The organism is Streptococcus sp. GMD4S, assembly GCF_000296955.1.
Genome location: NZ_AJRE01000037.1, coordinates 18,049 through 38,653, shown reverse-complemented (window position 1 = coordinate 38,653; position 20,605 = coordinate 18,049). Strand labels below are relative to the sequence as shown.

19 protein-coding genes and 1 pseudogene are annotated in these 20,605 nt (G+C 40.8%); 16 read left to right on the top strand and 4 right to left on the bottom strand.

Annotated features, from left to right (window positions below; translation table 11 throughout):
• The 12 genes and pseudogenes from GMD4S_RS03665 to metK form a co-directional block, all read left to right on the top strand.
• Positions 1–293: pseudogene (locus tag GMD4S_RS03665) on the top strand (ABC transporter ATP-binding protein); the annotation flags it as partial.
• A gap of 409 nt (positions 294–702) precedes the next feature.
• Positions 703–2,481 carry a phosphotransferase gene (locus tag GMD4S_RS03660; RefSeq protein WP_000954674.1) on the top strand — a complete coding sequence of 593 codons (1,779 nt, stop codon included), beginning with the start codon at positions 703–705 and terminating at the stop codon, positions 2,479–2,481.
• A 1-nt stretch (position 2,482) separates the two neighbouring features.
• Positions 2,483–2,668: a hypothetical protein gene (locus tag GMD4S_RS03655; RefSeq protein WP_000859100.1), complete on the top strand. Its 186-nt coding sequence runs from the start codon at positions 2,483–2,485 to the stop codon at positions 2,666–2,668.
• Position 2,669: 1 nt separating this feature from the next.
• Positions 2,670–4,097 (top strand): cytosine permease, encoded by a 1,428-nt coding sequence (locus GMD4S_RS03650; RefSeq protein WP_000041475.1) that lies wholly within the window; start codon positions 2,670–2,672, stop codon positions 4,095–4,097.
• Between the two features lie 152 nt (positions 4,098–4,249).
• Entirely contained in the window at positions 4,250–4,906 is a 657-nt protein-coding gene (locus GMD4S_RS03645) for a CBS domain-containing protein (RefSeq protein ID WP_000268642.1), read from the top strand.
• A 110-nt stretch (positions 4,907–5,016) separates the two neighbouring features.
• Positions 5,017–6,112 (top strand): peptide chain release factor 2 gene (gene prfB / locus GMD4S_RS03635; RefSeq protein WP_155991877.1). Its coding sequence is split into 2 segments (ribosomal slippage): positions 5,017–5,088 and positions 5,090–6,112, totalling 1,095 coding nucleotides; the frame shifts between segments, so codons are not numbered across the junction.
• A gap of 17 nt (positions 6,113–6,129) precedes the next feature.
• Entirely contained in the window at positions 6,130–6,822 is a 693-nt protein-coding gene (gene ftsE, locus GMD4S_RS03630; RefSeq protein ID WP_000022276.1) for a cell division ATP-binding protein FtsE, read from the top strand.
• The gene (gene ftsX / locus GMD4S_RS03625; protein ID WP_000625556.1) at positions 6,815–7,741 is read left to right on the top strand and encodes a permease-like cell division protein FtsX; all 927 of its coding nucleotides are present in this window, start codon (positions 6,815–6,817) and stop codon (positions 7,739–7,741) included. The genes ftsE and ftsX overlap by 8 nt, the downstream gene beginning before the upstream one ends.
• Positions 7,742–7,959: 218 nt before the next feature.
• Complete coding sequence (locus GMD4S_RS03620) at positions 7,960–10,146, top strand: PTS transporter subunit IIBC (protein ID WP_000973832.1); 2,187 nt, start codon at positions 7,960–7,962, stop codon at positions 10,144–10,146.
• 51 nt (positions 10,147–10,197) lie between these two features.
• Positions 10,198–11,013 (top strand): endonuclease/exonuclease/phosphatase family protein, encoded by an 816-nt coding sequence (locus GMD4S_RS03615; RefSeq protein ID WP_000670863.1) that lies wholly within the window; start codon positions 10,198–10,200, stop codon positions 11,011–11,013.
• A gap of 131 nt (positions 11,014–11,144) precedes the next feature.
• Positions 11,145–12,488: a DEAD/DEAH box helicase gene (locus tag GMD4S_RS03610; protein ID WP_008289134.1), complete on the top strand. Its 1,344-nt coding sequence runs from the start codon at positions 11,145–11,147 to the stop codon at positions 12,486–12,488.
• 221 nt (positions 12,489–12,709) lie between these two features.
• Positions 12,710–13,900, top strand: a complete 1,191-nt coding sequence (gene metK, locus GMD4S_RS03605) for a methionine adenosyltransferase (RefSeq protein ID WP_000003939.1) — start codon at positions 12,710–12,712, stop codon at positions 13,898–13,900.
• Positions 13,901–13,967: 67 nt separating this feature from the next.
• Here metK and GMD4S_RS03600 read toward each other — a convergent pair whose 3' ends face one another.
• The 4 genes from GMD4S_RS03600 to GMD4S_RS03585 all read right to left on the bottom strand — a co-directional run bounded on the left by GMD4S_RS03600 (position 13,968) and on the right by GMD4S_RS03585 (position 17,635).
• Positions 13,968–14,267 (bottom strand): DUF1827 family protein, encoded by a 300-nt coding sequence (locus GMD4S_RS03600; protein WP_000767191.1) that lies wholly within the window; start codon positions 14,265–14,267, stop codon positions 13,968–13,970.
• A gap of 58 nt (positions 14,268–14,325) precedes the next feature.
• Positions 14,326–14,778: an NUDIX hydrolase gene (locus GMD4S_RS03595; RefSeq protein ID WP_000013088.1), complete on the bottom strand. Its 453-nt coding sequence runs from the start codon at positions 14,776–14,778 to the stop codon at positions 14,326–14,328.
• 130 nt (positions 14,779–14,908) lie between these two features.
• On the bottom strand, positions 14,909–17,167 hold the full coding sequence (locus tag GMD4S_RS03590; protein ID WP_000882479.1) for an ATP-dependent Clp protease ATP-binding subunit: 2,259 nt from the start codon (positions 17,165–17,167) through the stop codon (positions 14,909–14,911).
• A gap of 237 nt (positions 17,168–17,404) precedes the next feature.
• A complete protein-coding gene (locus GMD4S_RS03585) occupies positions 17,405–17,635 on the bottom strand; it encodes a DUF1797 family protein (protein ID WP_000443577.1) in 231 nt (76 codons plus the stop codon).
• A gap of 191 nt (positions 17,636–17,826) precedes the next feature.
• Between GMD4S_RS03585 and GMD4S_RS03580 the strand changes: the two genes are divergently transcribed.
• From GMD4S_RS03580 to GMD4S_RS03565, 4 genes are all read left to right on the top strand, one after another.
• Positions 17,827–18,510 carry an amino acid ABC transporter permease gene (locus tag GMD4S_RS03580; RefSeq protein WP_001011621.1) on the top strand — a complete coding sequence of 228 codons (684 nt, stop codon included), beginning with the start codon at positions 17,827–17,829 and terminating at the stop codon, positions 18,508–18,510.
• Positions 18,510–19,244 carry an amino acid ABC transporter ATP-binding protein gene (locus GMD4S_RS03575; protein ID WP_000140927.1) on the top strand — a complete coding sequence of 245 codons (735 nt, stop codon included), beginning with the start codon at positions 18,510–18,512 and terminating at the stop codon, positions 19,242–19,244. Before GMD4S_RS03580 ends, GMD4S_RS03575 begins: the two co-directional genes overlap by 1 nt.
• A 33-nt stretch (positions 19,245–19,277) precedes the next feature.
• Positions 19,278–19,598: a TfoX/Sxy family protein gene (locus GMD4S_RS03570; RefSeq protein ID WP_000168538.1), complete on the top strand. Its 321-nt coding sequence runs from the start codon at positions 19,278–19,280 to the stop codon at positions 19,596–19,598.
• A 148-nt stretch (positions 19,599–19,746) separates the two neighbouring features.
• Positions 19,747–20,604: a bifunctional methylenetetrahydrofolate dehydrogenase/methenyltetrahydrofolate cyclohydrolase gene (locus GMD4S_RS03565; protein WP_000057224.1), complete on the top strand. Its 858-nt coding sequence runs from the start codon at positions 19,747–19,749 to the stop codon at positions 20,602–20,604.
• Position 20,605 lies beyond the last annotated feature (1 nt).

Genomic DNA, 20,605 nt, shown 5'->3' with positions numbered 1-20,605 from the left:
GTGAACAGCAGATGCTGGCTATGGGACGCGCTCTCATGTCTACACCTAAGCTCCTTCTCTTGGATGAGCCGTCAATGGGACTTGCCCCGATCTTTATCCAAGAAATTTTCGATATCATTCAAGATATTCAGAAGCAAGGAACAACGGTTCTCCTAATTGAACAGAACGCTAACAAGGCCCTTGCTATCTCTGACCGAGGTTATGTACTTGAAACAGGCAAGATCGTCCTATCAGGAACAGGAAAAGAACTCGCAGCATCAGATGAAGTCAGAAAAGCATATCTAGGTGGCTAAAAAGGTCCCGGGGACCTTTTTAGTCGGTAGATAAGGATTGCGCAAGCAATCTCTCTATAGTCCGGGGGACCTTTTTAGTCGGAGGATAAGGATTGCATAAGCAATTCTCCTCTAGTCTGAGAGACTAGTTTAGGTTGTGGATGGAGATTGCGCACGTAATCCCTCTATAGTCTGGGTGACCTTTTTAGTCGGCGGATAAGGATTGCAATCAAGCGAAACCTAATACGACTACTTATCAAAAATATAAAATATTTCAGGGCTCCAGAATAAGGAGCTCTTTTATTTATATGTTTTTTGAGGAAAGGGAAGAAGGTCTTAATTTTTACTCATTGTTTCCCTATTTGAATTGACAGTCATTTTTGTTCATATTATAATATGAGTAAGAAAAAATTGAACAGGAGGACTAAGAATGCTAACAGAAAAACAATTTAAACTTTTGCGTTTTATGTTGATACATAAAGAAAAGACATTTACTCAGCGACAGTTAGCTGAAGAGTTAGACCTATCTTTAGGAACAATCAACACATTATTGAAAAAACTGAAAGAAGAGAAGTGGCTTGATGAGGAGCTTCACTTAACAGAACTAGGTCAGAAAGTTTTAGAACCCTATCGAGTAAAAAATGCCATTATAATGGCTGCTGGCATGAGTAGTCGTTTTGCTCCTTTGTCTTATGAGATTCCTAAAGGATTACTTCAAGTCAAGGGGGAACGCTTGATAGAGAGGGAAATCAGACAACTGCAAGAAGCGGGAATAGAAGATATAACCGTTATTGTAGGCTATCTTCAAGAAAAAATGTTCTATCTTGCAGAGAAGTTTGGTGTAAAAATTGTAGTGAATAATGATTACTTCAAATACAATAACTGTTCGTCTCTTATGTTGGTTAAAGATCAACTTTCCAACACGTATATTTGTTCATCGGATAATTATTTTGTGGAAAATCCTTTTGAGCAATATATTTATAGAGGTTACTACTCGACGATATTCGCAGAAGGTCAAACGGACGAATATTGTGTTATAGAGGATTCGAATCACACCATCATTGATATCCAGATTGGTGGAGAAAATACTTGGGCCATGGTGGGGCACGTTTATTTCGACCGTGCATTCAGCGAGAAATTCAAGGAAGTTTTAGAAACCGAGTTTAAACACGAACCTTATCGGGAACAGCTTTGGGAGGATTACTATGGTCGCCATGTCAAAGAACTCCTTTTAGAAGCGCGCCACTATTCAGCGGATATTGTTAAAGAATTTGATTCACTAGATGAACTACGTCAATTTGATGAACGTTATTTGGTAAATGCAGATTCGGCCATTATTGATAATATCTGTAAGACATTAAAGTGTGTGGCTTCAGATATTGTCAATATCAAACCACTAAAAGATGGATTAACCAACACATCATTTTCATTTGACTGTCTAGGGAAAAGATATGTTTACCGTCATCCGGGTAGGGGAACAGAAAATTATATCGACCGAGCTAGTGAAGCAGCTTCTATGGAAATTGCTGCAAAATTAAAGATTGACCGTACCTTTGTAGCTATGAACAAAGATGAGGGCTGGAAAATTTCAGAATTTATTCCTAATGCTAAGCAACTGGATTATGATAATTGGGATGATGTGGCACAAGCAATGGACCTCTTGAGACGGTTACACCAATCTGGAGAAAAAACGGGACATTCCTTTGACCAATTTGAAGGGATTGATGATTTTAGAGAAAAATTGAAGGCTAGAAATCGATTTGAGTTTGATGGTCTCGAGGAATTGGATAAAACTGTCTCAATTCTCAAAAATTATTTACAGAATGATCCGAAACAGGTTGTCCTTTGTCATGGAGATTCCTATAGTCCTAATTTTTTGTTAAATGAAGCAGGCGAAATGAGCTTGATTGACTGGGAATATTCTGGAATGGGAGAGCCAGCAGGAGATTTGGGCACCTTTATCGCGTGTTCCAATTATACCGTGGAGGATGCTGAAAAAGTACTAGAATTGTATCTACAAGGAGTTCCAGATAAGAAAACCAAACGTCACTACTTAGCTTATGTAGCAGTGACCTCATATTATTGGTTCTTGTGGGCTTTGTTCCAGGAGAGTGTTGGAAAACCAGTCGGTGAGTTCCTCTACATCTGGTATCGCTATACCAAACAATATGGACAACTGGCCCTTGACTTGTATTTGGAGGAAAACTAAGATGAAAACGACATCCGAAATTGAAGATTTAGTAGCAACTGAAACAAAGAGAAGATTGGAAGAAATGGAGTCGCCAAACTACGAGTTTGTTCAACCCTTCCTAAAAAGTGATTTCATTTTAATCATCTCCATAGTCCTAATCAACCTTGTTTTGATTATCTTAGCAATGACGGGAGGAATTCAATAACATGTCTAAAATGAATGACTATATCCAACAAGAAACCATAACCGGAATTGTTCCCATGACCAATAAGGATCGTCAATATTCTTTCTGGGATCTCTTTCTATCGACAAGTGGTTTTGCCATCGCAACTTGGTGTTATACCCAAGGAGCCTATGTGGCTCAATATTTGACCTTTAATCAAATGTTGATTAATATTTTTAGTTTCAACATTATCTGGGTTTTTATCGAATGTCTCCCAATCTTGTTTGCTGTTAAATATGGAATTGATTTGTGGATTTGGTTGAGAGCCGTTCTAGGTAGAAAAGGGGTGGCCTTGCTATCAACCATTATTAGCTTGGCTAACTTTGGCTGGTACGCCGTTGCAGCTAATCTTTTTGCCAGCTCTATGATTCATTTGGCAAATAATTTTGGACTTGGTTTAGACAAGGGAGTATGGGCGCCTATTCTTGGTACCCTCTGTGTTCTGCTTGGAACTCTCATTGCTCTTGGAGGTCCAGAAGTGATTAAATGGACCAATCGCTTCTTGGTTATCGCCTTGTTGATTGTCGGTCTCATTATCGTTGGAATCTGCTTTGTCGCCGTTCCTATAACTGATATTATGAATATCCAACCAGCCACTCAAGGAGATTTGACGCCATTAGAACGCTTCATGCTTTCTGGAGAAGGAAATGTTGCCTTTGCCTTTTCTTGGTCTACACAAGCATTGGTTTTACCGCGTTTAGCAAAATCAGAACGCAGTGGTTATTGGGCTACAGCTTTATCATACGGGGTTGTCGCTCCATTCTTCGTTGCGACAGGTGGAGTCATGGCTCTAGCCATGTTTGTCAAAACAGGTGTGTATGAAAGTGATCCAACAACCATGCTATCAACTCTAAGCACCCCAGCCTTTGCTCTCTTAAGTCTACTACTAGTAGCCTTTGCCAATATTGGAACCCAGGGGACAGGATCGTATGTGAACTGTATGATTGTCAAAAGCGGGATGCCAAAAGTAAGCTATAGACTAATGGTTTGGATTGCCATGGTTTACGTGAGTCTACTCACTATCTGGGGAGGAGTAGAAGAGTATTTCGGATCCTTCATCTCCCTAGCCGCCTATATTCAGGGGCCAATTATTGGTATGATTGTTGTCGACTATTTTATCTTAAGAAAACGAAAACTCGACTTGCGGTCAGCCTATTTCCTTGAAGGGCATGACGCCTACGAGTTTACCAAAGGATTTAACTTAGTTGGCTTGTCTTGCGTATTTATCTCCTTATTGGTAGCGGTACTATTTGTTTACAACCCTGTAACTGCACAAATTCAAAGTCCAATCTTTTTAATCACAACGGGTAGTGGTTTTACTGCGCTATTTGGCGGTCTACTATATTGGCTAGCCAGTCTTAGCCCACTGAAACGTTATATGATAAAAGATCGAGACACTGTTACGATTTAAGAAGAGAGGGGACTACGGTTCCCTCTTAATTTATACTGGCATTTTATGCAAACTTCTCAGATTATTCAAAATCTTGAAAAAGAGATGAAAGCGTTTGATAGATTTTCTAAGAAAGTGTATAATAAAAGTAGCAATATAGAAGGAGAAGTCTCATGGCAGTTAAAGATTTCATGACCCGTAAGGTAGTTTATATCAGTCCAGATACGACTGTAGCACACGCAGCAGATTTGATGCGCGAGCAAGGTTTGCACCGTTTACCTGTTATCGAAAACGATCAATTAGTCGGATTGGTAACAGAAGGAACCATTGCGGAAGCCAGCCCATCTAAAGCAACCAGTCTCTCTATCTATGAGATGAATTATCTTCTGAATAAAACCAAAGTAAAAGATGTAATGATTCGAGATGTCGTGACGGTTTCTGGCTATGCTAGTCTAGAAGATGCGACCTACCTGATGCTGAAAAATAAAATTGGGATATTACCAGTCGTAGACAATCATCAGGTCTACGGCGTCATTACAGACCGCGATGTTTTTCAGGCTTTCTTGGAAATCGCTGGATACGGAGAAGAGGGGATTCGTGTTCGTTTCATTACAGAAAATGAAGTCGGAGTACTGGGGAAAATTGTAGCTCTAATTGTAGAGGAGGATTTAAATATTTCCCATACTGTCAACATTCCACGTAAGGATGGCAAGGTCGTCATCGAAGTTCAAATTGATGGAAAAATCGATTTGATTGCATTAAAGGAAAAGTTTGAAAAAGAAGGAATTCAAGTGGAGGAGATCACTCATACCTCTGCCAAAGTCCTTTAAACAAGAGGCTATAAAGCCTCTTTTCTTCTGCCATCAAAAGCGGTGAAAAGCAAAATATGGAAAGAAATGAGAGATTATGGTATAATAAAACGATATGAAAAGGAGTATCTATGGACATTTCAGAAATTCGTCAAAAAATTGACGCAAATCGTGAAAAATTAGCTTCTTTTAGGGGGTCTCTTTGACCTCGAAGGCTTAGAGGAAGAGATTGCCATCTTGGAAAACAAGATGACAGAACCTGATTTTTGGAACGATAATATCGCGGCCCAAAAAACGTCGCAAGAATTAAATGAATTAAAAAACACCTACAACACCTTCCGTAAAATGGAAGAGTTGCAGGATGAAGTTGAGATTTTATTGGACTTTTTAGCAGAAGACGAGTCAGTCCATGATGAACTGGTCGAACAGTTGACAGAACTGGATAAGATGATGACCAGCTACGAGATGACCCTTCTCTTGTCAGAACCTTATGACCATAATAATGCAATCTTGGAAATCCATCCAGGATCTGGTGGTACTGAGGCACAGGACTGGGGCGATATGTTGCTTCGTATGTATACTCGTTATGGAAATGCCAAAGGCTTTAAAGTAGAAGTCTTGGATTACCAAACTGGTGATGAAGCGGGTATCAAGTCTGTGACCTTGTCTTTTGAAGGACCCAATGCATACGGCCTACTTAAATCAGAAATGGGTGTTCACCGTTTGGTCCGTATTTCGCCATTTGACTCTGCTAAACGTCGCCATACTTCATTTACATCCGTAGAGGTTATGCCTGAGTTGGATGATACCATCGAAGTGGAGATTCGTGAAGATGATATCAAAATGGATACCTTCCGTTCAGGTGGTGCTGGTGGACAGAACGTCAATAAGGTTTCAACAGGTGTGCGTTTGACACACATTCCTACGGGAACTGTCGTCCAATCAACGGTCGATCGTACCCAGTATGGAAATAGAGATCGTGCCATGAAGATGTTGCAGGCTAAGCTCTATCAAATGGAGCAAGAAAAGAAAGCTGCGGAAGTTGATTCTCTTAAAGGTGAGAAAAAAGAAATCACTTGGGGAAGTCAAATCCGTTCATATGTTTTCACGCCTTATACTATGGTAAAAGATCACCGTACAAGCTTTGAAGTTGCTCAGGTAGATAAGGTGATGGATGGAGACCTTGATGGTTTTATCGATGCCTACCTCAAGTGGCGAATCAGCTAAGATAGAAAGGAACTCATATGTCAATCATTGAAATGAGAGATGTTGTCAAAAAGTATGACAATGGAACGACTGCCCTGCGTGGTGTATCTGTTACCATTGAATCAGGAGAGTTTGCCTATATCGTAGGACCTTCTGGGGCAGGTAAGTCAACCTTTATTCGAGCTTTATATCGAGAAGTAAAGATCGAAAAAGGAAGCCTATCAGTTGCAGGCTTTAATTTAGTTAAAATTAAGAAGAAAGATGTCCCACTACTACGTCGTAGTGTCGGGGTAGTCTTTCAGGATTACAAACTCTTGCCTAAGAAGACTGTTTATGAGAATATTGCCTATGCAATGGAAGTAATCGGTGAGAGCCGTCGCAACATCAAAAAACGTGTTATGGAAGTATTGGACCTGGTTGGTTTGAAACATAAGGTTCGCTCTTTCCCTAATGAACTCTCAGGTGGAGAGCAGCAACGGATTGCGATTGCGCGTGCGATTGTCAACAATCCTAAAGTATTGATTGCCGATGAGCCAACAGGAAACTTGGACCCAGATAATTCATGGGAAATTATGAATCTGTTGGAACGCATCAATCTCCAAGGTACTACTGTCTTGATGGCAACCCACAATAGCCAGATTGTAAATACCTTGCGCCACCGTGTCATTGCCATTGAAAATGGCCGTGTCGTTCGTGACGAAGCTAAAGGAGAATATGGATACGATGATTAGTAGATTTTTTCGCCATTTATTTGAATCGTTAAAAAGTTTAAAACGAAATGGCTGGATGACAGTAGCAGCAGTGAGTTCGGTTATGATTACCTTAACACTCGTTGCCCTGTTTGCATCTGTAATTTTTAATACAGCAAAACTGGCTACCGACATTGAAAACAACGTTCGGGTCATGGTTTACATTCGTAAGGATGTAGCTGATAACAGTGAAACGATTGAAAAAGAAGGTCAGACAGTTACCAATAATGACTACCACAAGGTCTATGATGCTTTGAAAGCTATGCCTGCTGTTAAGAGTGTTACCTTCTCAAGTAAAGAGGAACAGTACGAAAAACTGACGGAAACAATGGGTGACGATTGGAAGGTCTTTGAAGGGGATGCAAACCCTCTCTATGATGCCTATATCGTCGATACAAATTCTCCGAGTGATGTTAAAACGGTAGCTGAAGAAGCTAAGAAAATTGAGGGAGTATCAGAGGTTCAAGATGGTGGAGCCAACACTCAACGACTTTTTGAATTGGCTTCCTTTATCCGTGTTTGGGGATTGGTTATTGCAGGGCTCTTGATTTTTATCGCAGTCTTCCTCATTTCCAATACCATTCGTATCACCATTATTTCACGTAGTCGTGAGATTCAGATCATGCGTCTTGTAGGAGCGAAAAATGGCTATATCCGTGGTCCATTCTTGCTAGAAGGTGCTTTTATTGGCTTGCTCGGTGCAGCAATTCCTTCAGTCCTTGTATTCTTTGTTTACAATATGGTTTATCAATCGGTCAATAAATCTTTGGTAGGTCAAAACTTGTCAATGATTACGCCAGATGTGTTTATCCCTCTGATGACAGTCCTATTATTTATAATCGGAATTTTCATTGGTTCAATTGGTTCAGGGATTTCAATGCGTCGATTCTTGAAGATTTAGTTGGATTTAAATGCAAATTGCAGAACAAATCAGAAAAATAATACATATTTAAAAGAGAAGTTTTCGTAAACTTCTCTTTTTCCTTTCTAAAAATTAAAAAAATAGACAATTTTTTTATAAAAGCCTTTACAAAAAAAATAAAAGTGGTATAATTAATACATAACTAAATGCAAACGTTTTCGTAAAACGTTTGCCTAAATAAAATAAAGGAGATTTGAATGATGAAAGCTACATTCAAAAATGTCTTGTCTTTCGAATTTTGGCAAAAATTCGGTAAGGCTTTAATGGTGGTTATCGCCGTTATGCCAGCGGCGGGATTGATGATCTCAATCGGTAAATCAATCGTGATGATCGACCCAAACCTTGCTCCTCTAGTGATTACAGGTGGAATCCTTGAGCAAATTGGTTGGGGGGTTATCGGTAACCTTCATATCTTGTTTGCCCTTGCTATTGGGGGAAGCTGGGCAAAAGAACGTGCAGGTGGTGCATTTGCAGCCGGACTTGCTTTTATCTTGATTAACCGTATCACAGGTACTATCTTCGGTGTTACAGGTGATATGTTGAAAAACCCTGAAGCAATGGTTACTACCTTCTTTGGTGGTTCAATCAAGGTTGCTGACTACTTTATCAGCGTTCTTGAGGCACCAGCACTTAACATGGGGGTTTTCGTAGGGATTATCTCTGGTTTTGTTGGGGCAACAGCTTATAACAAATACTACAACTTCCGTAAACTTCCTGATGCCCTTTCATTCTTCAATGGTAAACGTTTCGTACCATTCGTCGTTATTCTTCGTTCAACTATTGCTGCAATTGTACTTGCTGCCTTTTGGCCAGTAGTTCAAACAGGTATCAACAACTTTGGTATTTGGATTGCCAACTCACAAGAAACTGCTCCAGTCCTTGCACCATTCTTGTATGGTACTTTGGAACGTTTGCTCTTGCCATTCGGTCTTCACCACATGTTGACAATCCCAATGAACTATACAGCTCTTGGTGGAACATACGAAGTGTTAACTGGTGCAGCAAAAGGAACACAAGTATTTGGTCAAGATCCGCTTTGGCTTGCTTGGGTAACTGACCTGGTTAACCTTAAAGGTTCAAATGCTGACCAATACCAACACCTTCTTACAACAGTCACTCCAGCTCGTTTCAAAGTTGGACAAATGATCGGTTCATTTGGTATCTTGATGGGTGTCATCGTTGCTATCTACCGCAATGTTGATGCTGACAAGAAACACCAATACAAGGGTATGATGATTGCGACAGCCCTTGCAACATTCTTGACAGGGGTTACTGAACCTATCGAGTATATGTTCATGTTCATCGCAACACCTCTTTACCTTGTTTATTCAGTAGTTCAAGGTGCTGCCTTTGCTATGGCAGATATTGTTCACCTTCGTGTCCACTCATTCGGTTCAATTGAATTCTTGACTCGTACACCATTGGCAATTAATGCTGGTATTGGTATGGATATCGTTAACTTTATCTGGGTAACTGTTCTCTTTGCGGTTATCATGTACTTCATTGCCAACTTCATGATCAAGAAATTCAACTACGCAACTCCAGGACGTAACGGAAACTACGAAACAGCTGAAGGGGCATCAGAAGAAGCAGCTCCTGGAACTCCAAAAGTTGCAGCAGCTTCTCAAGCCGTAAACATCATTAACCTTCTTGGTGGTCGTGCAAATATCGTAGATGTGGATGCATGTATGACTCGTCTTCGTGTAACTGTTAAAGACGCAGATCGCGTTGGTACTGAGGAACAATGGAAAGCAGAAGGAGCTATGGGTCTTGTCATGAAAGGACAAGGAGTCCAAGCTATCTACGGACCAAAAGCTGACGTATTGAAATCTGATATCCAAGATATCCTTGACTCAGGTGAAGTAATTCCTGAAACTCTTCCAAGTCAAATGACAGAAACTCAACAAAATACTGTACATTACAAGGGTGTAACTGAGGATATTTACTCAGTAGCTGACGGTCAAGTTGTTGCCTTGGAACAAGTGGAAGATCCAGTTTTTGCTCAAAAAATGATGGGTGATGGATTTGCAGTAGAGCCAGCAAATGGTAACATTGTATCTCCAGTTACTGGTACTGTATCAAGTATCTTCCCAACAAAACACGCTCTTGGTCTTGTCACTGACTCAGGTCTTGAAGTGCTTGTTCATATTGGTTTGGATACAGTAAGTCTTGAAGGAAAACCATTTACTGTTCATGTTTCTGAAGGACAAAAAGTGGCCGCTGGTGACCTTCTTGTCACAGCTGACTTGGATGCTATTCGAGAAGCAGGACGTAAAACATCAACAGTGGTTGTCTTTACAAATGGTGATGTCCTTAAATCAGTTAAATTAGAACAAACAGGTTCTCTTGCAGCTAAAACAGCAGTTGCTAAAGTAGAATTGTAATATACTTGAGGTTGGAAGCTGTTTTCCAACCTCTTGTTTTAGGAGAAAAGCATGAAATTTTTAACACTCAATACCCATAGTTGGATGGAGAAAGAAGCAGAAGAAAAATTCCAGCTCTTGCTCCAAGATATTCTTGATAAAGACTATGATTTGATTTGTTTCCAAGAAATCAATCAAGAAATGACTTCGCCTGAGGGAGAGGTTAACACTCACTATCAAGCTTTACCATCAGCAGAACCCATTCATCAGGATCACTATGTCCGACTCCTGGTCGAAAAATTGGCTGAGAAAGGGAAAAACTACTACTGGACTTGGGCTTACAATCATATTGGTTATGACCGCTACCATGAAGGTGTAGCTATCTTATCCAAAACACCTATCAAGGCGCGTGAGATTTTAGTATCAGATGTAGATGATCCAACGGACTACCATACTCGTCGCGTTGCCTTGGCTGAGACAGAGGTTGAAGGTAAGGAACTTGCTCTTGCAAGCGTTCATCTCTCTTGGTGGGATAAAGGTTTCCAAGAAGAATGGGCACGATTTGAGGCTGTACTAAAAGAGTTGAACAAACCTCTGATTTTAGCAGGTGATTTTAATAATCCAGCTGGTCAGGAAGGCTATCAAGCGATTTTAGCTAGCCCATTAGGATTGCAAGACGCGTTTGAAGTTGCGAAAGAAAGAAGTGGTAGCTATACCGTTCCACCAGAAATTGATGGTTGGAAAGGCAATACCGAGTCACTACGAATCGACTACGTCTTTACGACCAAAGAGTTAGAAGTAGAGAGTTTACAAGTAGTTTTTGATGGACAAAATAGTCCACAAGTCAGTGATCACTATGGTTTGAATGCTGTATTGACCTGGAAATAATGAAAGAGGTTGGAATCAGAGGTTCCAACCTTTTAATCTATTCGAATCTTTACTACAGGACTGAGACTCAAATGGGACTACTGCAATAGGATAAAATATGGTATAATTGAAAGGATAGAATCGAGGATAGTATGTCATTTAAGAAATTTCAATTTAAAAATTATATAGTAGAAGCCTTGGAGGAGTTAAAGTTTACGACTCCAACAGAGGTACAAGAAAAATTAATTCCTATTGTACTGGCAGGTCGTGATTTGGTGGGCGAGTCAAAAACTGGTTCAGGAAAGACTCATACTTTCTTGTTACCCATTTTCCAGCAATTAGATGAAACTAGCGATAGTGTGCAAGCAGTCATTACTGCTCCAAGTCGTGAGTTGGCTACTCAAATCTACCAAGCAGCTCGTCAGATTGCAGCTCACTCAGATGTCGAAGTTCGTGTGGTTAATTATGTAGGTGGTACGGATAAGGCGCGTCAGATTGAAAAACTTGCTAGCAACCAACCACATATCGTTATCGGAACGCCAGGTCGCATCTATGATTTGGTCAAATCTGGTGATTTAGCTATTCACAAGGCCAAGACCTTTGTCGTCGATGAAGCCGATATGACCTTGGATATGGGATTCTTGGAAACCGTTGATAAGATTGCAGGTAGCCTTCCAAAAGACTTGCAGTTCATGGTCTTTTCAGCAACTATTCCACAAAAATTGCAACCGTTCTTGAAAAAATACTTGTCAAATCCTGTCATGGAAAAAATCAAGACTAAGACAGTTATCTCAGATACGATCGATAATTGGTTGATTTCTACCAAGGGCCGTGACAAGAACGCTCAAATTTACCAGCTGACTCAGTTGATGCAGACTTATTTGGCAATGATTTTTGTTAACACAAAAACGCGTGCTGATGAGTTACATGCCTACTTGACTGCTCAAGGATTGAAGGTAGCTAAGATTCATGGAGATATTGCTCCTCGTGAACGCAAACGGATCATGAATCAGGTGAAAAATCTGGATTTTGAGTACATTGTTGCAACAGACTTGGCAGCGCGTGGAATTGACATTGAAGGGGTCAGCCATGTTATCAATGATGCCATTCCGCAAGACTTGTCTTTCTTTGTTCACCGTGTTGGACGAACTGGGCGCAACGGACTGCCTGGTACAGCTATTACCCTTTACCAGCCAAGCGATGACTCGGATATCCGCGAGTTGGAGAAATTAGGGATCAAGTTTATTCCTAAGATGGTCAAAGACGGAGAGTTCCAAGATACCTATGACCGTGATCGTCGTGCCAACCGTGAAAAGAAGCAGGATAAGCTTGATATCGAAATGATTGGCTTGGTTAAAAAGAAAAAGAAAAAAGTCAAACCAAGCTATAAGAAGAAGATTCAATGGGCGGTGGATGAAAAACGTCGCAAAACCAAGCGTGCTGAAAATCGTGCACGTGGCCGTGCTGAGCGTAAAGCCAAACGCCAAACATTTTAAGAACAAAATTGGAGCTGAATGGCTCCTTTTTTTAACTTCATTTTATGAATTTTTAAAAATACTGCAAAAAAAAATAAAAAGTGGTATAATGATAAGGTTATATAGTCCCGATAAGGTGGTAGAAAGATCTATTTTTCTTTCGAGTTGAAACCGTAGAGGATAAGATTTTTTACCAGTACTTTGTAACTCTATAACAATATTTTTTAAGGGGGGACATTTTTATGTCAGAACGTAAATTATTCACGTCTGAATCTGTATCTGAGGGGCATCCAGATAAGATTGCAGACCAAATTTCAGATGCGATTTTGGATGCTATTTTAGCAAAGGACCCAGAAGCGCACGTTGCTGCTGAGACAGCTGTTTATACTGGTTCTGTCCACGTTTTTGGTGAAATATCTACAAATGCCTATGTGGACATTAACCGTGTGGTTCGCGATACCATTGCAGAGATTGGCTATACCAATACAGAATATGGTTTTTCTGCGGAGACGGTAGGAGTACATCCGTCACTTGTTGAGCAGTCACCAGATATTGCTCAAGGTGTTAACGAAGCCTTGGAAGTTCGTGGGAATGCAGATCAAGATCCACTGGACTTGATTGGAGCTGGTGACCAAGGTCTCATGTTTGGATTTGCAGTAGATGAGACAGAAGAACTTATGCCATTACCAATTTCACTTAGTCACAAACTGGTTCGTCGTTTGGCGGAACTTCGCAAGTCTGGTGAAATCAGCTATCTTCGCCCAGATGCTAAATCACAAGTTACTGTTGAGTATGATGAAAATGACCGTCCAGTGCGCGTGGACACAGTCGTGATTTCAACTCAGCACGATCCAGATGTCAGCAATGAACAAATTCACAATGATGTGATTAGCAAGGTTATTAAAGAGGTGATCCCAGCTTCTTACTTGGATGAGCAAACAAAATTTTTCATCAACCCAACTGGTCGCTTTGTCATCGGTGGACCTCAAGGAGACTCCGGTTTGACTGGTCGTAAGATTATCGTGGATACTTATGGTGGCTACTCTCGTCACGGTGGTGGTGCCTTCTCTGGTAAGGATGCGACTAAGGTTGACCGCTCAGCCTCATATGCAGCTCGTTATATTGCTAAAAATATCGTTGCAGCAGGTCTTGCCAAGAAAGCAGAAGTTCAATTGGCCTATGCTATTGGTGTTGCGCAACCTGTTTCTGTCCGTATCGATACCTTTGGTACAGGAACAGTAGCTGAAAGCAAACTTGAGAAAGCGGCTCGTCAAATCTTTGACCTTCGCCCAGCAGGAATTATCCAAATGTTGGACCTCAAACGTCCAATTTACCGTCAAACAGCGGCATATGGACACATGGGACGTACAGATATTGACCTTCCATGGGAACGTTTGGATAAGGTAGATGCTTTGAAAGAAGCTGTGAAATAAAAATAAAAGATTGGTAGAAACTACCAATCTTTTTTTGCAAAAGAAAACCAGCTTATGGCTGGCTTTCTTATTTTGTAGGAATAGAAATTTCAATCAATTTATCTGAATAAAGCGTCTTGATATTAGCTTCATCGATATTATCTTTATCGATTTTGCGTTTCATGAAGAAATCTTGGATGGTTTCGATTTCCGGTTCACGAATAGCGCGGTGTTTGTTGGAAATGAGGATTTCATAGTGAAGCGGAGCTTGAGTGAAAATCACATCTGTGTTTCCAGCTGAATAGACTTCAACAAGCGTTGCGTCAGTGCTTTCTAATTGGCTTTTAACAAGTTGCGAGTGTGAATTAGTCGTGTTGATAAGCTTCATAATAGTTCCTCCGATTTTCTAACTCTATTATAGCACTTTTTGGATAAAATCGTGTATTTTAGTCAATTCCATGCTGGATTTTCCAAGCTTCAATTCCCCATTTGTGGCCACCACGTTTGAGTTTTTCTATTGCCTCATCAATAGGAAACCAAGCAATATGATTAAAGTCTTCTAAAGGTTTTTGTATTTTTTGGAAAGAAGTGGCTTCGTAGAGATAAGCTGGATTGTAGTAGTAGGTGTCACGGTGACGAGAGTAGAAATACTCATCAGCTTGTCCGAAATAGCTTCCAATTTCAGCAGTAAAACCGAGTTCTTCGATGAGTTCTCTCTTCAGTGCTTCTTGATGGTCTTCTCCCGCTTCAATCTCTCCACCTGGCAAGAACCAAGCACCATTGGGAGCTTGAACTAAAACGATTTGTTTTTTTTCAGGATCAGGAATAACTGCGTAAACACCATAGCGGTGCTGGTAGGTCACATTCTCTTTTTTTTCACCAAAAGTTGGGTTTGCCATTGCATTTTCCTCATTCTCTAGTATCTTTATTATTATCATAATGGACGAGGGGCTAGCTGTCAAGAATTTACAGTTATTTTAGTAAAAAAGGTGCAGAAATTGTTAGACTTCCTGCACCTGTTAGGTCGTTTTATTCTTCTATTTCAGAAGCAATCTCTTCTGTTTTCTCAGTTTTTTTGGCAGATTTGATTTGAATATTGCCATTGCTTGTCATAACTGCCTTGAGGTCTTTTTCACTTGGATTTTCAAGGTAGAAGTCTGTTATGGCATCCTCGATATGGTCTTGAATGGTACGGCGGAGTGGGCGTGCCCCCATTTTTGGATCATAACCTAAGTCAACCAACTTTTCCTTGACCTTGTCTGTCACATCGAGGTGGATATTGTTGCTAGAGAGGCGTTTATTGACATCCGCTAGCATGAGTTCGACGATTTGGAGAAGGTTGTCCTTGCTGAGAGGTTTAAATTCGATGATGCCGTCAAAACGGTTCATAAACTCTGGACTAAAGAAGTTACCGAGTTCACCGAGAACAGAGTTGGTACGTCCTTCACGAGCAGCTCCAAAACCAACGCTGGCTTCGGCCTTACCAGTACCCGCATTTGAGGTCATGATAATGATAGCATCCTTAAAGCTAACTGTGCGTCCTTGCCCATCAGTCAAACGACCATCGTCCAAGACTTGAAGGAACATGTGCATGACATCTGGGTGGGCTTTCTCGACCTCATCGAGAAGGATGAGTGAGTAAGGATTGCGACGAACTTTTTCCGTTAACTGACCAGCTTCATCATAGCCAACATAACCTGGAGGGGCACCGACTAATTTAGCCACACTGTGTTTTTCCATGTATTCACTCATATCAAAGCGAATCATGCTGTCAGCAGAGCCAAAGAGCTCAATGGCTAGTTGTTTAGAGAGTTCTGTCTTACCGACACCAGTTGGTCCGACAAAGAGGAAGCTTCCGATTGGCCGGTTAGGAGTTCCAAGTCCAACACGATTACGACGGATGGCTTTGGCAATCTTATCGACAGCTTCATCTTGACCTATAACATGGGCCTTGAGGTCGTCTGCTAGATGGATAAGCTGAGACTGTTCTTTTTCTTTGAGTTCTCCAACAGGGATATTGGTTTTCTGCTCAATGATATGTTCGATTGTTTTCTCGGTGATGATTGGAGTATCCTGATCGGTCACCTTGTTTTTCTGCATTTCCTTGTACTTGGCAATCTGATCGCGGAAATAAGCAGCCTTTTCAAAATCTTCCTCTCGTGTAGCTTGAGCCTTGAGATTTTCAGCCTCAATCAAGCGCTGATCAATCACTTTAGGATCAACAAAGTTCAGTGTCAGATTCATCTTAGAACCAGCTTCATCCAACAGGTCAATAGCCTTGTCTGGCAAGAAGCGGTCTTGGATATAGCGATTGGATAGATTTGCAGCAGCTTCTATAGCCGCATCAGTATACTTGACGTGATGGTAGTCTTCGTATTTCTTTTGAACCCCTTTGAGGATGGTAATGGTTTCTTCGACAGTTGGTTCATCTACCTTGACAGGTTGCATACGTCGCTCTAGGGCGGCATCTTTTTCAATGATGCGGTATTCATTGAGAGTAGTGGCTCCGACCATTTGCAATTCACCACGGGCAAGGGCTGGTTTGAGGATATTTCCTGCATCCATATTGCCATCGCCAGCAGATCCTGCACCAACAATTTCATGGATTTCATCGATAAAGAGGATGATGTCCTCGCGTTTGCGGATTTCTTCCATGAGTTTTTGCATACGTTCTTCAAATTGGCCTCGAATCCCTGTTCCTTGGACTAGACTGACCACATCCAGACGGATGACCTGCTTGCCTTGGAGTTTATGGGGGACATCGCCATCGACAATCTTCTGAGCTAGACCTTCCACAACAGCTGTTTTACCAACACCTGGTTCTCCGATAAGGACAGGATTGTTCTTGGTTCGACGGTTGAGGATTTCGATAACACGGATAATCTCCTCATCTCGACCGATAACAGGGTCAATATCTCCCCGACGAGCAATCTCAGTAATATTGATACCATATTCCTCTAGGAGTCCTTTTTCTTGGCTAGGAGGTGTTTGAAGTGGGCCACGGTTTTGAGGTCCATAACCACCGTTTCCTCCATATCCCCCACCAGATTGAGTTGGAGGGACGTTATTAGAAGAAGGTTTGAAATTGTTCAAATCATTGAAAAAGTCGCCGAAAGGATCAAAGTCATGATTGTTTAAGTCAGTCATTCCTTTAAAGAGGGTATTATTTGGATCTGTTTTGATAATTTTATAGCAATTTTGACAGAGATCAATTTGCTTTTGCTGTCCATTGATATTGGTATACAGATGAATTGTTGAGTCGTTTATTTTACAGTTTTGACAGAGCATACATCTACCTCATTTCATTCTTATTCTTGGTCTAAGAAAAAGGTCAAGAATAGTCAAAGTTTTATACTCTCATTATAGCATGATTAAGGTGTAAAGCAAGTAAAAAGATTGGGAAGTGGTCGTTTTTAAAAGAGGGATTCATGGAGAATCCAGCGACATTGAAGGTAAGAAAAAATCCCATTTGTGGTGACAAAAAGGATTCTCATTTATCGGGCCTTACTGCCCGTTGTTTTTATATTAGTAAAGGAGTTCGTAGATCTCCATTGCAATCAAATCAATGCTATCAAAGGTATAAGTTTCACGAGCTTCTACATCGCGAAGGGTGAAGAGTGATCCATTTTCTTCGTCGTGGCTGTATGCAACTTCTGCGACAACAACACCTTCACGTTCAAAATTACGTTTTAGATTTCCACCATCTTTTGTCATTGCTTCTAGGCGGTTAATGATTCTAACCAAATGTGATTCCATTTTGATTCTCCTCCATTTCTTATCGTTTCTATTTTACCATAAACAAGAGGTAGTTGACTAGAAAAAAACTGTGATTTCTCTCTATTTCTCCATTCTATCAAGTTAATTGTTAAAATTAGGGAAAAAGGATTGAATTTTAATTCAATTCATGTTATAATCATACAATCTAATACATAGAAAGTTGATTGAATATGAATTTTTCTTTTTTACCAAAGTATTTACCATATTTTAACTATGGTGCTCTGATTACCGTATTGATTTCCATCCTTGTTGTCTGCTTAGGGACCATTATAGGTGTGTTACTGGCCTTTGCTCAGCGATCACGCTTTAAACCGCTCGTTTGGTTTGCGAATGTGTATGTTTGGATCTTCCGTGGTACTCCGATGATGGTTCAGATTATGATTGCCTTTGCTCTTATGCATATCAATGCTCCGACTATCCAAGTGGGAATTTTAGGAGTTGATCTTTCTCGTTTGATTCCTGGTATTCTGATTATTTCTATGAATAGTGGAGCTTACGTTTCAGAAATTGTTCGTGCGGGGATCAATGCGGTTCCTAAAGGGCAGTTAGAGGCTGCTTACTCTCTTGGTATTCGTCCGAAAAATGCCATGCGTTATGTCATTTTGCCACAAGCTATCAAAAATATTCTTCCAGCTCTAGGAAATGAATTTATCACCATTATCAAGGATAGTTCCCTCTTGTCGGCGATTGGGGTGATGGAGTTGTGGAATGGTGCAACGACAGTAGCAACAACAACTTATTTACCGTTGACTCCCCTTTTATTTGCAGCCTTTTATTACTTGATTATGACCTCTGTTTTGACAGTGGCGTTGAAAGCATTTGAAAAACATATTGGACAAGGAGACAAGAAATAATGACAGAAACCTTGATTAAAATTGAAGAACTACATAAGTCTTTTGGGAAAAATGAAGTTTTAAAAGGCATCAACCTTGAGATTAAACGAGGAGAAGTTGTGGTCATTATCGGTCCGTCAGGGAGCGGGAAATCAACCCTCCTTCGTTCGATGAATCTACTTGAAGAAGCAAGTAAAGGTAAGGTTATCTTTGAAGGAGTTGATATCACAGATAAGAAAAATGACCTTTTTGCCATGCGTGAAAAGATGGGTATGGTATTCCAACAATTCAACCTCTTTCCCAATATGACAGTGATGGAAAATATCACTTTGTCACCAATTAAAACCAAAGGTGAAAGCAAGGAAGTTGCGAAGAAAAGAGCACAGGAACTGTTAGAAAAAGTTGGCTTGCCAGATAAGGCAACGACCTATCCACAGAGTTTGTCAGGTGGTCAGCAACAACGGATTGCTATCGCACGTGGACTGGCAATGGAGCCAGATGTTTTGCTCTTTGATGAGCCGACTTCAGCCCTAGACCCTGAGATGGTTGGAGAAGTTCTAGCTGTTATGCAAGACCTTGCCAAGTCAGGGATGACCATGGTGATTGTGACTCATGAAATGGGCTTTGCGCGTGAGGTAGCAGACCGTGTTATCTTTATGGCGGATGGAGTTGTTGTCGAAGATGGAACACCAGAGGAGATTTTCGATCAAACAAAAGAACAACGGACCAAGGAATTTTTGAGTAAGGTTTTGTAATACCTCATTTTTAGAAGAAATGGAGTAGGCATCATGGCTTCCAGTAAAGAATATTTAAATTTTATTCTCGAACAGCTATCAGAGCTAGAGGAGATGAGTTATCGTCCAATGATGGGAGAGTATATCCTTTATTATCGTGGGAAGATTATTGGGGGAATCTATGATAATCGTCTGTTACTGAAGCCTGTGAAGCTGGTCATGGATCAACTGGGACAGACTAGGCTTGAACGTCCTTATGAAGGAGCTAAGGAGATGATTTTGATAGAAGACATTGAAGATAAATCATGTCTAATCAGATTAATCAAGGAGATGTATGAAGTCTTACCGGCTCCAAAAGTCAAAAAGAAAGCATAACAAGTTTACCTAGTATAAATAGGCATAAAAGCTCGATAAGGGCTTTTTCTTATAGTTTCAGACTATAGGGTCCATTAGGCAAGAAGTGTTAGGATGGCGAGTTATTTTTTGATATAATAGAGGATATTTGATAGAAAAGAGAAGAGATATGGCTCAGATTATCGATGGGAAGGCTCTTGCGGCTAAGTTACAAGGACAGTTGGCTGAGAAGACGGCTAAACTAAAAGAAGAAACAGGTCTAGTTCCAGGATTGGTAGTGATTTTGGTGGGGGACAATCCTGCCAGCCAAGTCTACGTTCGCAATAAGGAACGGTCAGCTCTCGCTGCTGGCTTCCGTAGTGAAGTCGTGCGAGTTCCAGAGACCATTACCCAAGCGGAATTGTTAGACTTGATTGCCAAATACAATCAAGATCCAGCTTGGCATGGGATTTTGGTTCAATTACCTTTGCCAAAACATATCGATGAAGAGGCAGTTTTATTAGCCATTGACCCCGAAAAAGACGTGGATGGTTTCCATCCCCTAAACATGGGTCGTCTATGGTCTGGTCATCCGGTTATGATTCCTTCGACACCTGCAGGAATTATGGAGATGTTTCATGAATATGGGATTGATCTAGAAGGTAAAAATGCGGTTGTTATCGGTCGTTCAAATATCGTTGGAAAACCGATGGCCCAACTTCTTTTAGCCAAGAATGCGACTGTGACCTTGACCCACTCACGCACCCATCATCTTGCTAAGGTTGCTGCTAAGGCGGATATTCTTGTGGTTGCAATCGGTCGTGCTAAGTTTGTGACAGCTGACTTTGTCAAACCGGGAGCGGTTGTCATTGACGTTGGGATGAACCGAGATGAAAATGGCAAGCTTTGTGGAGATGTTGATTATGATGCTGTTGCACCACTTGCTAGCCACATCACACCTGTACCGGGTGGAGTTGGTCCTATGACGATTACCATGCTAATGGAGCAAACCTATCAGGCAGCGCTTCGAACACTAAACGAGGACTAGG